Raw genomic sequence first — 14,262 nt, 5'->3', positions numbered from 1 at the left:
GTGATCAAATGGAAATCAAAAGACAAAAAGAAGTAGTAGAGGCATTTCACTATGATTTTAAAAGGCCTGATCAAGAAGTTGAAACAGATTTAAAAGTAGGATTTTCTCCTCTGAAAGAGACGATTGAGAACTATCCGAAAGAACACAGTATCGTAGGGGCACGTTTAGAATTTCGCTTAGTCTTTGATACATATGTTTTATCAGGAAGCGTGAGTCAAATTAACCATATCCTTAATCGAAAGATTGAAGGACAAAATGATGTCACACAAGAAGAAGTGGATGAGCTAGTTGCGCCATTATTTGACATCGTCAAACGAATGGCCTATGAAATAACTGAGATTGCATTGGATCAACCAGGCGTGAAACTAAATTTTCAATCTGAAAAAGAAGAAAACGAAGCATAAAACGTGCTTAAAACCAGTAGTGATAGCCAAAAGCTATCACTACTGGTTTTTTTCTATTACTAATTGTAAGCAAAACGAATGTATTTTTTACATAAATAGTCTAGAATGAACGAGTCGCTGAAAAAAATATTTTCAGGAAAATGATTGAAGAATCATTTTCGGGAACCTTTACTTCCTTAGATGGACTTGTCATTAAAAATTAGAGGAGGAGTAAAATGACAACACTCATCACAGTTTTAGTGGTTCTAGTTTTTGCGGTATTATTATATGTTTTCTATCGCATGCAAAAGCGCCATGCAAAATTTTCAACAAGGGTTTATACAGCTCTAGCTATCGGAATCGTATTTGGTGGCTTATTACAATTGATTTTTGGAGTAGATAACCAAGTCATCAGTCAATCAATGGAATGGATCAATATCGTAGGTGAAGGCTATGTCGGCTTCTTACAAATGCTGATTATGCCATTAGTATTCGTCTCGATCGTTGGCGCATTTACAAAAATGAAAGTTTCTGAAAAATTAGGTAAAATCAGTGCAACAGTATTAACCTCACTGCTTGCAACAACAGCAATTGCTGCATTGATTGGAATCGGTACAACCATATTATTTGGTCTTCAAGGAGCAAAGTTTACCGAGGGCGCAGCAGAAACAGCTCGAATCTCGGAATTAGCCACTCGCCAAGAGAGTATCCAAGGATTAACGATTCCGCAACAAATATTATCATTCATCCCTAAAAATGTTTTTGCTGATCTAGCTGGTACACGTGCAACAAGTACGATCGGTGTTGTGATTTTTGCTGCATTTGTCGGGATTGCTTATCTAGGAGTCAAAAGAAAAGCACCGAAAGAAGCAGAATTTTTTGCCAATTTGATTGATAGTTTATATAAAATCGTTATGCGTATCGTTACCTTAGTATTACGTTTGACTCCATATGGCGTCTTTGCGTTGATGACGAATGTGATGGCTACTAGTGATTTTGTTGCCATCATCAATTTAGGAAAATTCGTACTTGCTTCGTATGTTGCTTTACTAGCAGTCTTGATTGTTCATTCATTGATCTTGCTTTCAGTGAAAGTCAATCCGTTTGACTACTTTAAAAAAGCTTTTCCAGTATTGAGCTTTGCTTTTACTTCACGTTCAAGTGCAGGGGCATTGCCATTGAATATCGAAACACAGACCAAAGCGTTAGGTGTGGATGAAGCAACAGCGAATTTTTCAGCCAGCTTTGGTTTATCAATTGGGCAAAACGGCTGTGCAGGTGTGTATCCAGCGATGCTAGCTACGATCGTTGCTCCAGCTGCTGGAATTGATGTTTTTAGTATTGGCTTTATCTTGATGTTAGTTGCAATCGTCACGATCAGCTCATTTGGTGTAGCCGGTGTTGGTGGTGGCGCAACGTTTGCTTCATTGATCGTCTTAGGGGCGATGAATTTGCCAGTTGCCATCGTTGGCTTAGTTATCTCAGTAGAACCATTGATTGATATGGCTCGAACAGCAACGAACGTCAGTGGCAGTATGGTTGCCGGGATTGTCACAAGTGCTAGAATTAAGGACTTGGATCGTGAAGCAATCAAAGATGATTCAAAAGTCATTGATGTCAATGCTTAGTTATAAGCCAAAAACAGATTTCGTCTTTGAGACGGGATCTGTTTTTTTTATAAGCGATTGATACAGAGAATCTATTTTATTCCGAAAAGTGAAAACGAGATTCCATCCACTCCAAAAACTATGACAATAAGGGCAAGTATAAGAGTATAAAGATGGAGTGAAGATAGCTTTTCCGATCTCCGTATGCTAAAATAGTTAAGCTTATGACTTCTAAAACGAAGAAATGTAGGAGGATTTACATGTTTACCAATGAAATGAAAATCATGTTATATGTTGATGATGTGAAAAAAAACGTTGATTTTTGGACTGCGGTTGGATTCAAAGAATTAGATCGTCAAGAAATGGATGGCACATTGGTTGTAGAAATCGCCCAATCAGAGAAGGCGACTACTTCACTTGTCTTATACGATCGGGAATTCATTGAACAACATTCCCCAGAAGTTGCTGGAAGTTCCCCATCCTTGATGTTTTATAGCGATGATATTTTTGATTTATATAAGAAAATGCAAGCACAAGGTACGGTATTAGGCGAATTAGTCCAGTTAGGTGAAGAATACGTATTTAATTTTGCCGATCCTGATGGTAATTATTTTGCAGTAACAGGGAAATAAAGAAATGATTTGAAGGTAGTCTTCAGACACTCATTCTACTAGTAGTTAAACAGGTCATGTTTAGCGACTAGTAGAGTGGGTGTTTTTCACTTGGTAGAACCTAGTTTATGTAAATGGTCATTCCATCGTTGAGGTCATCTTATTCCATCTTTTATATAGTAAAGTTTGCCTAAATTAAAAAACGATAATTATATTATGTTAACTAAGGAGTTTGAACATAAATACACAAGCATAAATATCGTCAAACGAACCTTACTTTTTTTATACTATTCTGGAGAGAAGAGAAGGAAGGAAAGAAAACATGGATTACCAAGTATTACTTTATTACAACTACACAACCATTGAAGACCCAGAGCAATTTGCGAAGGAACATTTAGCCTTTTGTAAATCGTTGAATTTAAAAGGAAGAATCTTAGTTGCCAAAGAGGGTATCAACGGCACATTGTCTGGAACGATCGAAGAAACTGAAAAATATATGGCGATGATGCATCAAGACGAGCGTTTTGCTGATACATTTTTTAAAATTGATCCAAGTGAAGGCCACGCATTTAAGAAAATGTTTGTTCGTGCACGACCAGAACTTGTTTCTTTGAAATTAGAAGACGATATCGATCCTCACGAATTGACAGGAGATTATCTCTCACCAAAAGAATTCAAAGAGGCAATTTTAGATGAAGATACTGTTGTCATTGATGCCAGAAATGATTACGAGTATGATCTAGGACATTTTCGTGGGGCTGTTCGTCCTGATATTAGAAGCTTTAGGGAACTCCCTAAATGGATCCGTGATCATAAAGAAGAATTTATGGAAAAACGAGTGGTTACTTATTGTACTGGTGGGATTCGTTGCGAAAAATTTTCTGGTTGGTTAGTCCGTGAAGGCTTCAAAGATGTTGGTCAACTACACGGCGGGATCGCAACTTATGGAAAAGACCCTGAAGTTCAAGGAGAATTGTGGGATGGTAAGATGTATGTGTTTGATGAACGTATTGCAGTTGATATCAATCAAGTGGATAAACGAATCGTAGGCAAAGATTGGTTCGACGGTACGCCTTGCGAACGCTACATCAATTGTGGCAATCCTGAATGCAATCGTCAGATGTTGACTTCTGTTGAAAATGAAGAAAAACATTTAGGTTCTTGTTCGATCGAATGCGCAAAACATCCACAAAACCGCTACATCAAAGAGCATCAACTGTCTGAAAAAGAAGTAGAAGAAAAATTAGCTGCTTTTTTTAACTAGCATTTAGTGACAAGCTGAAAAATAAACATAGCAGGAGAAGCTGTTCTCCAATCACCTAGCACTAGTTGAGCGCTGAGTGAATAAGGGAATTCCTTTGCTATCTTTATTTTTGGCTTGTCTTTTTTTCTTTTTATTGAGAAAATCAGTATAGGAAAGGGAAAAACCTTTTTGATAAGTGTAAATCTATGCGAAAGATACGTTATACTACAATGGAAAGGGAGAGTTTCATCATGAAAAAGTGGGTGTATGCGATTGGCGATGTTCATGGAAAATACGATCTCTTTAAAAAATTGGTCAACGAATTTGATCCATTAAATCATCAATTAGTATTGATGGGGGATTTGAATGACAGAGGCCCTAACACGAAAGAATGTTTTTTACTAGGTATGCAACTAGTCAAAGAAAATAACGCGATTTATCTTCGAGGAAACCACGAAGAGTACTTTTTGCAGTTCCTCCAAAGTCCTGAAGACTGGTATGAGCCCTATTTACGGAATGGTGGCAAAGAAACATTTGACAGTCTTTTACACCCTGGGTCAACTGAAGAGTATTCGCCCACAGAGATTGCGTTGATGATTCGCTCACGATATGGCGAACTGATTGATTTTTTATGTGAGCGGCCGCTATATTATGAATGGCATAATTATCTCTTTGTCCATGCAGGGGTTGACTTAACTAAAAAAGATTGGCATGATACAAACCCTCATGATTTCATCTGGATCCGCGAACCTTTCCATGAAGGTAAAAATAATACAGGAAAAACAATCGTTTTTGGTCATACCATTACCCCTATGCTACACGGAGATATGGAAACGACAGATTTATGGATTCACGATAAGAAAATCGGAATTGACGGTGGAGCAGTCTTCGGTGGATCGATGCATGGTGTGGTTTTTGATGAAACTGGTATCGTTCAAGACATTGAGTATCAAAACACTGAAGGACCGTGGCAAGGAAATTAATGGATCAGGATAACAGTACATGATTCCTTATAAAAGTATTGAGGAAACTCAAATTCCTCAACTATTATAGGGGATTTTTAGTGTGATTGATTTGTTTTGCTAAGAGCTGCTATAAGTACTGTTATCAAATATGATAAAATAAATAAGTATGTGAGAAAATCCACCATTTTTATTTAGAAACAGGGAATAATGAAAATGGCTTTAACTTAAAAAGGGAGTATATTGATGGCAGAGAATTTAAATCAAACAATTGTCCAGTTAGTTCAAAAAGAACTAACGATGTATCATTCAAAACAACTTACCACCGTATTGAATTTATTGAACGAAGGAAATACTGTCCCATTTATTGCACGTTACCGAAAAGAAATGACCGGTAGCTTAGATGAGGTACAAATTCGAGAAATTGAAGAGCGTTATGCTTATTTAGAAAACTTAGAGAAACGAAAACAAGAAGTGATTCGTTTAATCGATGAACAAGGTAAGCTAACGCCAGAATTGAAAAAAGACATTACTTTAGCAGTTAAAATGCAACAAGTAGAAGACTTGTATCGTCCTTATAAACAAAAACGCAGAACGAAAGCGACGATCGCAAAAGAAAAAGGATTAGAGCCTTTTGCCCAGTGGCTTCGCCAATTGCCCAATGAAGATGTCTATGCAGAAGCAAAAAAATACCTCAATGATGAAAAAGAAGTTCATACGGTCGAGGAAGTATTGCAAGGCGCTCACGAAATCATTGCTGAAGAAGTCAGTGATAATGCAACTTACAGAACGTGGGTACGCTCCTATACCTACAATAAAGGTTCTTATGTCAGTGTCGTTAAAAAGAAGGAGTTAGATGAAAAAGCGGTATATGAAATGTATTATGATTATGCCGAACCCATTCATAAAATCGTCTCTCATCGCATTTTAGCGACGAATCGTGGTGAAAAAGAAGGTATTTTGAAAGTCGGACTCCAAGTGGAAGAGGAACCTATTTTGTCTTATTTGGAGCGGCAATTGATCAATAACCCAGCTTCTCCCGCAACTATGTTTGTTAGGAATGCTTATCAAGATAGTTACAAACGGTTTATTCAACCTGCGATTGAGCGGGAAGTGCGCAATGAATTAACTGAAAAAGCTGATGAGCAAGCAATTGCGATCTTTGGAGAAAACCTCCGTAATCTCTTGTTACAACCTCCTTTAAAAGGAAAAGTCGTTTTAGGATTCGATCCAGCCTATCGTACAGGATGTAAGTTAGCTGTAGTAGATGCGACAGGTAAAGTTTTGGCAATTGAAGTCATCTATCCGCATAAACCTGCTTCTCAAGCGAAACGTGAAGCTGCAGGACCTGCTTTTGTTCAATTGATCAACCAATACCAAGTAGATATGGTCGCAATAGGAAATGGTACTGCTAGCCGTGAATCAGAACAATTTGTTGCTGAACAATTAAAATCAGCTGATCATAAAGCGTACTATGCGATCGTGAATGAGGCGGGAGCTTCTGTTTATTCTGCAAGTGATATTGCCCGCAAAGAATTTCCTGACCTCCAAGTGGAAGAGCGAAGTGCAGTGTCGATCGCTCGACGTTTGCAAGATCCATTAGCTGAATTAGTGAAGATTGACCCTAAAGCTGTAGGAGTTGGACAATACCAACATGATGTTTCTCAAAAACGTTTAGCGGAACAATTAGATTTTGTAGTAGAAACTGTGGTCAATCAAGTGGGTGTGGATGTTAATACTGCAAGCCCTCAATTATTGCAACACATCTCTGGTTTGAATAAAACAACTGCTCAAAATATTGTGACTTATCGAGAAGAAAATGGTGCGTTTGATACGCGAGCGCAATTGAAAAAAGTTCCTCGCTTAGGACCAAAGGCTTATGAGCAAGCGATCGGGTTTATCCGTGTACCAGGTGGGAAAAACATTCTTGATAATACAGGCATTCACCCAGAAAGCTATCCAATTGCAAAAGAAATTCTAAAAAGCAACGGGTTATCAGAAAAAGCATTAGGTAAAAAAGAAGCAATCGAAACCCTATCTCAACTTTCTTCCACTCATTTATCCAAAACATTATCTGTAGGAGAAGAAACGTTAGCTGATATTCTTGAAGGGTTAACCCGACCTGGTAGAGATATGCGGGATGAAATGCCAGCCCCACTCTTGCGTTCAGATGTTTTAAGTATGGAAGATTTGAAACCAGGGATGGAGTTGAAAGGGACTGTACGGAATGTAATCGACTTTGGTGCGTTTGTTGATATCGGTGTAAAGCAAGACGGATTAGTTCATCTTTCTAAATTAAGTAAAAAATTTGTTAAACATCCTACTGATGTCGTTTCTGTAGGCGATGTTGTAACAGTTTGGATTGAAGCTGTTGATGTCAATAAAGGAAGAATCAGTTTAACGATGCTTTCCCCTTATGAGGCGAAATAAAGTGACAGAAATCGAATTGCAGCAACTCGTTGAAAAAATCTCGCTAGATAGTTTTTCATTGCCCTTTAAGCATCAAGCAAAGTTCAATTCTCGTTTGCGATCTACAGGGGGACGTTATCACTTAAACGACCATCATTTAGATTTTAATTGGAAGATGTTTCAAGAAGTGGATGAAGCGACAAAAGTTGCAATCATTAAACATGAATTATGTCATTATCATTTGCATTTAGCTAATAAAGGTTATCGTCATCGAGATGCTGATTTTAAGGCCTTACTAAAAAAAACGGGTGGTTTAAGATACGCTCCTGCTCTTTCTGCTAAGAAAACGACTAAAATTGAATGGTATCAGTGTGCTAGTTGTACAACCGATATTTACCGCAAGCGAAAAATCGATACCAAACGCTATGTTTGCGGGAAATGTCGAGGGCGTTTGATTTGGAAGGAAACACTGGATAAAGTGCCAAATGAACAGCTTTCCAGTAAGTAAAAAATCTTAAAAAGGAGAAAAAAGCTCATGACGAATCAAGGGGAACAATTGAAAGATTGGAATTGTTTGCTATCCTTTTTGGCTGATGCAAGTGATCAAAGAACAAATGATTCGGCACCAATAGTGATTCTAGCAGGCAATGGCTTACCGATTCTTGCTGATAAGGCAGCTGAACTGTATTTGCAAGGACAAGTGCAGCAAATTTTTCTAGTCGGAGGAATCGGACATGCTACTAAGGTGATTCGCCAAAATTTTGCAAAGCAAGGGATTTTATTTGAGGATGGACTCAGTGAAAGTGAGATGTGTTTTCGTTACTTAACAGAAAAATACCACATTCCAACTGAAAGATTCATTTTAGAAACAACCTCGACGAACTCTGGGGAAAATGCACAACATGCCTTGACGATCCTTCAAAAAAAGGGCGCTCTACCTGAACGGATTTTTCTTATGAATGATCCAACATTACAGCGACGTACCAGAGCAACTTTTGAGAAGGTCTGGAAAGGCACAGGAGTAGAATGGTGTAACTATGTCCCATTTGTTCCCCAATTAATTGAACTAGCGGAAGAGTTACATTTTTCTCAGCCAGAGTTGAACGATCAATGGTCGAAAGATTATTTCTATGCGTTAGTTTTAGGAGAAATGGTTCGTTTGAAGGATGATGAACAGGGCTATGGACCAAATGGGAAAAATTATATGAATCATGTGGACATCCCACAAAAAGTTTGGTCAGCCTATCAACGGATCCGTTCTTCTGTTTCAGGAACTTTCTTGCGTTCATGAGAAAATCATCCCTAGTAGACCAAACGAGAGCGTTAGCCAGTTTTTAAATTTGAACGATTTTTCAAGTAAGTAACCTCTTCAAATATATTTGGTTGAAATTTTTTTAGGTTTATATGATAATGAGGAACGTGTTGTAATAGAAAACAAAATAATGGATGATATTTAAGAGAAGAGGATTCAAATGGAAAATCAAAATAAATTATACCATTTTGTTGGTATTAAAGGATCAGGAATGAGCTCATTGGCACTTGTCTTACACGAGCAAGGGTTACCAGTACAAGGATCAGATATCGAAAAATATTTCTTTACACAAAGGGATTTAGAAAAAGCAAATATCAAAATTTTGCCTTTTGATGCAGAGAATGTTCAACCTGGAATGACGATCATTGCTGGTAATGCTTTCCCAGATACGCATGAGGAGATTCAAAGAGCGAAAGAGTTGGGATTAGAAGTTGTTCGTTATCATGACTTTATTGGCGACTTTATCCAAAACTACACGAGTATTGCAGTGACTGGTTCACATGGTAAAACGAGTACGACAGGATTACTTTCACATATGTTGACTGGCATTCGTCCAACAAGTTATTTAATTGGTGATGGCACAGGACATGGCGATCCCGAAGCAGAATTTTTTGCATTTGAAGCTTGTGAATATCGTCGCCATTTCTTAGCATATTCGCCTGATTATGTTATCATGACAAATATTGATTTTGATCATCCAGATTATTATACAAGTATTGATGATGTGTTTACCGCATTTCAATCAATGGCAAATCAAGTGAAAAAAGCGATCTTTGCCTATGGAGACGATGCTTACTTAAGAAAATTAGAAGCAGATGTTCCGATCTATTATTATGGTGTTTCTGAAGATGATGATATCCAAGCTCGGAATATCGAACGCACAACGACGGGGTCAGCTTTCGATGTGTACCACAAAGATGAATTTGTGGGACATTTCACTGTTCCTGCTTTTGGCAAACATAATATATTAAACGCATTAGGCGTGATCGCAGTTGCTTATTTTGAAAAACTAGACCAAGAAGAAGTAGCGAAAGAATTGTTAACATTCCCAGGTGTAAAACGTCGCTTCAGCGAAAAAATCGTAGCTGATATGACAGTTGTAGATGATTATGCCCATCATCCAGCTGAAATCAAAGCAACAATCGATGGGGCTCGACAAAAGTACCCTGATAAAGAAATCATTGCAGTTTTCCAACCTCATACATTTACCCGCACAATTGCTTTGATGGATGAGTTTGCAGAAGCACTAGATCTTGCAGATAAAGTTTATCTATGTGATATATTTGGCTCTGCTCGAGAAGAACAGGGCGATGTCAAAATTGAAGATCTTGGCAATAAAATCAAAAAAGGTGGTCAAGTGATCAAAGAAGACAATGTTTCTCCTTTACTTGATTTCCACGATGCTGTCATTATCTTTATGGGTGCAGGGGACGTTCAAAAATTTGAACAAGCGTATGAAAAATTATTAAGTAGTACGACAAAGAATGTATTGTAATCTATTTTTTAAGTAGTCGATTGTAAAGCAGTCTCTATCTGTTAAAGAATGAAACTTAACAGGTAGAGATTTTTTGATTTTTCTGGTTTTCAAAAGAGGAATCAACATCGCTGTCTTCTTTCAGTTTCGTTAATATTTTCTTGTTTTAATCAGTGTAACTTGCCTTTTTGGACTGTTTTGATACAATAAGAAGTGATCAATATATAAACTGGAGGGTTACTAACTTGAACATAAGTAAACCACGTAAATTAGGAAAAACCATCAATGAACTGGAGGAAGGGGACTCGTTGTCTTTAACTGAATCGATTGAAGACAATCAGCTGTTATTGTATTTAGGACTAACAAATGATGCGAATCCACTCTACATCCAACATGATTTTGCGAAACACACGGAATACCAACAACCGATTGTGCCTTCTGTCATGTTGATGGGCATCATCACCAGTGCAATTTCAAAGCATTTGCCAGGTCCTGGGTCTCATGTAGTCAATTTTTCTGTCAATTTTATTGAGCCAGTTTTCCATTATCAAACATTGACTTTTCAGTTTGATATTATCAAAGTAGACAAAATGAAAAATGTCGTGACAATCTCTGTCGAAGCAAACAATAGCGAAGAAAATCGGGTATTGGATGCAGTAGTGATGGTTCAGCCACCGGTCGAACCAGAATTAGAGATTACTCTTGAAAGTGAAGGTGAAACATATGAATAATCAAGGTACTATTTCAACAGGACTGAATCGCTTCTATGCTAAGGTCTATGGTTATCTAGGAGGAGGACTAGCATTAAGTGCGGTTATCTCTTATCTCGCATTACAAGTATATCCTCAACAAGTTTTCTCGTTCATCAATAATTTCCCTTTAGGCTTTATGGGTCTCTGGATCGTAGAGTTGATTTTAGTAGTTGTATTGGGCGTTAAAGCCGCTAAAAACCCAAGTTTAGCTATTGGTGGTTTTATTGCGTATTCGCTCTTGAATGGACTGACGTTAGCTGTCACATTAGCGATGTATGATATCGGTAGCATTACCAGAGCGTTTATTACAGCAACTGGAATGTTTTTAGGGATGTCCGTTGTAGGCTTGGTTACTAAAAAAGATTTGACAGGTGTCGGCCGTGCCGGAATGGCCGCATTGATCGGTGTCATTATTGCCATGGTCTTAAATGTCTTTATTTTACGAAGCAGCGCAGTAGAGTTGTTTATTTCTCTTCTTTTAGTCGTGATCTTCGCAGGAATTACCGCATATGACAACCAAAAGATCCGGTCAATCTATATAGAATCAAATGGGACAGCACACAGTGGAATTGCCGTTTTCTTGGCATTGCAACTATACCTTGATTTTATCAACTTGTTCTTAGCATTCTTAAGAATTTTCGGACGTAACAATTAAGCGATTGAATGGATCGTTCAGTTGAACAATAATTATGAGAGTGAAAAGCATTGAGTCTTTTCACTCTTTTTTGTCCAGTAAAGTGGTTAATTTGCGTTTTTCTTTTCGCTTTCCTCAGTATTCTTTGTTAGAATAAATAAGAACTTTACAGTAAGGAGTTAGGCAGATGACAAAAAATAAATTATTACTTGTAGATGGAAATAGTGTTGCTTTTCGCGCATTTTTTGCTTTACACAATTCATTAGAACGGTTTAAAAATAGAAATGGGTTGCATACAAATGCGATCTATGCTTTTAACACGATGTTTGAAAATGTGATGCAAAAAGAGCAACCTACTCATGTATTAGTTGCATTCGATGCAGGAAAGACGACATTTAGAACCGAGATGTATGCAGAATACAAAGGTGGCCGTTCAAAAACTCCTGGAGAATTTAAAGAACAGATGCCTTACATTCGTGAATTACTCACAGGACTAGGTGTCCAATACTATGAATTACCTAATTATGAAGCGGATGACATCATTGGGACATTAGCCGAAAAAGTCAATAAAGAAGAATTTGATGTCGTTGTTTTATCTGGTGATCGAGATCTGACTCAATTAGCTAGTAATGAAATCAAAGTAGACATTACGGTGAAAGGTGTGAGTGATATCGAAAGTTACACACCTGAACATGTGGCTGAAAAATATGATGGGTTGACGCCAAATCAAATCATTGATATGAAAGGTTTGGCAGGAGACGCTTCAGACAATATTCCTGGTGTGACGAAAATCGGCGAAAAAACAGCAATCAAATTGTTAAAACAATATGGATCCGTTGAAGGGATCTATGAGCATATTGATGAAATGAAACAAAGCAAAATGAAAGAAAATTTGATCAATGATAAAGAACAAGCTTTCTTATCCAAACAATTAGCGACGATCAATACAGATGCGCCAGTTGAAGTCTCAATTGATTCATTAAAATATGAAGGGAAAAACTTAGAGAAATTGGTGCCATTTTATAAAGAAATGGAATTTAAACAATTTCTGGCAAAGCTGGACCTTGTTGAGGAAGAAGTAGAACTTGAAGATATCCTATTTGAAGTAGTCCATGAATACCATGAGGACATGTTCACGACTGACATGGCTTTATATGTGGAGATGATGGGAGACAATTACCATACAGAAGATATCGTGGGTGTAGCTTGGGGGACGAAACAAAAAATTTATGTTACGAATGATCTAGCGTTATTTGAGAACGAAGCTTTTTGTGCTTGGCTAGCTGATCCAACACGGTTGAAAAAAGTCTATGATGCCAAACGGACTTATGTGGCTTTAAATCGTTATGCCACGAAAACAAAAGGGATCGATTTTGATGTCTTGCTTGGTGCCTACTTGCTTGATACAAATGAGAAAAGTACGGATATTGAAGGAATCGCTGCCCATTATGGCTATCATGAAGTGCAGTCAGATGAAGCAATTTATGGAAAAGGGGCAAAAAAAGGATTACCGGAAGAGGAAGAAGTATTTTTTGCCCACCTTGCCAGAAAAGTATCTGCCATTAATGTTTTAACACCTAAGTTAAGTCAAGAATTAACAGAAAAAAACCAAATGGCCTTGTTCCGTGAGATGGAACTACCCCTTTCAATCATCTTAGCTGAAATGGAAATCACTGGTATCAAAGTTGATGCTTCTCGTTTACAAGAAATGAAAATCGAATTCTCCAATCGATTGAAAGAGATTGAGGAAACAATCTATCAAGAGGCTGGTGAATCCTTCAATTTAAACTCACCAAAACAATTAGGGGTTATTTTATTTGAAAAAATGGGGTTACCGGTGATCAAGAAAACGAAGACAGGCTATTCCACTGCGGTCGATGTTTTAGAACAATTAAGAGAACAAGCCCCAATCGTGGATGACATCTTGACGTATCGCCAAATCGCCAAGATCCAGTCAACTTATGTAGAAGGTTTGTTAAAAGTCATTCAATCCGATGGAAAAGTCCATACCAGATATGTTCAAACATTGACTCAAACAGGGCGTTTAAGTTCAGTAGATCCTAATTTACAGAATATTCCTATCCGCTTAGATGAAGGGCGAAAGATTCGCCAAGCGTTTGTGCCTAGAGAAAAAGACTGGTTGATTTATTCATCTGACTATTCACAAATCGAATTGCGTGTCTTAGCTCATATCTCGAATGATGAACATTTAAAAGCAGCCTTTCTTGAAGGACAAGATATCCATGCAAGTACTGCTATGCGTGTTTTCGGGATTGAAAAAGCAGAAGATGTTACACCAAATATGCGTCGTCAAGCAAAAGCAGTCAATTTTGGGATCGTTTATGGCATCTCTGACTATGGTTTATCACAAAACCTTGGGATTACAAGAAAAGCAGCACAACAGTATATTGATACGTATTTTGAAAAATATCCTGGAGTCAAAGAATATATGGAACGTATCGTTCGTGAAGCGAAGGAACAAGGATTTGTCGAAACTCTTTACCATCGCAGACGTTATTTGCCTGATATCAATTCACGAAATTATAATATACGTTCTTTTGCTGAAAGAACAGCAATCAATACCCCAATCCAAGGAAGTGCCGCTGATATTCTTAAAATCGCGATGATCGAGTTGGATAAACGCTTAAAAGAAGAAAAACTATCAGCAACCATGTTGTTACAAGTACACGATGAATTGGTTTTTGAAGTGCCAGAAACAGAATTAGAACGATTAGACAAATTAGTAAGTGAAGTCATGGAACATGCCGTGTCCTTACACGTACCATTGATTACAGATAGTAGTTGGGGGAAGACGTGGTATGAAGCGAAATAGCTGATTGCCACTATTGAACCGATCTGCTCAATAAATAGATAA

At 37.7% G+C, this 14,262-nt stretch carries 12 protein-coding genes; all 12 read left to right on the top strand.

Annotated features, from left to right (window positions below; all coding sequences use genetic code 11):
• The first annotated feature begins 8 nt into the window (after window positions 1-8).
• The 12 genes from IGL28_RS07310 (at window position 9) to polA (ending at window position 14,220) form a co-directional block, all read left to right on the top strand.
• The gene (locus IGL28_RS07310; RefSeq protein ID WP_010719024.1) at window positions 9-404 is read left to right on the top strand and encodes a DUF1149 family protein; all 396 of its coding nucleotides are present in this window, start codon (window positions 9-11) and stop codon (window positions 402-404) included.
• A 215-nt stretch (window positions 405-619) separates the two neighbouring features.
• The gene (locus IGL28_RS07305) at window positions 620-2,011 is read left to right on the top strand and encodes an L-cystine transporter (protein WP_010719025.1); all 1,392 of its coding nucleotides are present in this window, start codon (window positions 620-622) and stop codon (window positions 2,009-2,011) included.
• Window positions 2,012-2,250: 239 nt separating this feature from the next.
• Window positions 2,251-2,622 (top strand): VOC family protein, encoded by a 372-nt coding sequence (locus IGL28_RS07300; RefSeq protein ID WP_010719026.1) that lies wholly within the window; start codon window positions 2,251-2,253, stop codon window positions 2,620-2,622.
• A 301-nt stretch (window positions 2,623-2,923) separates the two neighbouring features.
• Window positions 2,924-3,865: an oxygen-dependent tRNA uridine(34) hydroxylase TrhO gene (trhO, locus tag IGL28_RS07295; RefSeq protein WP_010719027.1), complete on the top strand. Its 942-nt coding sequence runs from the start codon at window positions 2,924-2,926 to the stop codon at window positions 3,863-3,865.
• 230 nt (window positions 3,866-4,095) lie between these two features.
• Window positions 4,096-4,827 carry a metallophosphoesterase family protein gene (locus tag IGL28_RS07290; protein ID WP_010719028.1) on the top strand — a complete coding sequence of 244 codons (732 nt, stop codon included), beginning with the start codon at window positions 4,096-4,098 and terminating at the stop codon, window positions 4,825-4,827.
• A gap of 225 nt (window positions 4,828-5,052) precedes the next feature.
• Window positions 5,053-7,236, top strand: a complete 2,184-nt coding sequence (locus IGL28_RS07285) for a Tex family protein (RefSeq protein ID WP_128427507.1) — start codon at window positions 5,053-5,055, stop codon at window positions 7,234-7,236.
• Between the two features lies 1 nt (window position 7,237).
• Window positions 7,238-7,723, top strand: coding sequence for a SprT family protein (locus IGL28_RS07280; RefSeq protein ID WP_081127504.1), 486 nt, complete (start codon window positions 7,238-7,240; stop codon window positions 7,721-7,723).
• A 27-nt stretch (window positions 7,724-7,750) separates the two neighbouring features.
• Window positions 7,751-8,506: a YdcF family protein gene (locus IGL28_RS07275; protein WP_438843931.1), complete on the top strand. Its 756-nt coding sequence runs from the start codon at window positions 7,751-7,753 to the stop codon at window positions 8,504-8,506.
• A gap of 181 nt (window positions 8,507-8,687) precedes the next feature.
• Entirely contained in the window at window positions 8,688-10,022 is a 1,335-nt protein-coding gene (gene murC / locus IGL28_RS07270) for a UDP-N-acetylmuramate--L-alanine ligase (protein ID WP_010719032.1), read from the top strand.
• 224 nt (window positions 10,023-10,246) lie between these two features.
• Complete coding sequence (locus IGL28_RS07265) at window positions 10,247-10,732, top strand: MaoC/PaaZ C-terminal domain-containing protein (RefSeq protein ID WP_053766813.1); 486 nt, start codon at window positions 10,247-10,249, stop codon at window positions 10,730-10,732.
• Window positions 10,725-11,408 (top strand): Bax inhibitor-1/YccA family protein, encoded by a 684-nt coding sequence (locus tag IGL28_RS07260; protein ID WP_081127507.1) that lies wholly within the window; start codon window positions 10,725-10,727, stop codon window positions 11,406-11,408. The genes IGL28_RS07265 and IGL28_RS07260 overlap by 8 nt, the downstream gene beginning before the upstream one ends.
• A gap of 166 nt (window positions 11,409-11,574) precedes the next feature.
• Window positions 11,575-14,220 carry a DNA polymerase I gene (gene polA, locus IGL28_RS07255; protein WP_010719035.1) on the top strand — a complete coding sequence of 882 codons (2,646 nt, stop codon included), beginning with the start codon at window positions 11,575-11,577 and terminating at the stop codon, window positions 14,218-14,220.
• The last annotated feature ends 42 nt before the right edge of the window (window positions 14,221-14,262 follow it).

The sequence above is a fragment of the Enterococcus sp. AZ077 genome (assembly GCF_051714965.1).
GTDB lineage: Bacteria > Bacillota > Bacilli > Lactobacillales > Enterococcaceae > Enterococcus_B > Enterococcus_B hirae.
Note: the sequence above shows the minus strand (reverse complement) of the source record. Positions and strands in the feature narration are given on the sequence as shown.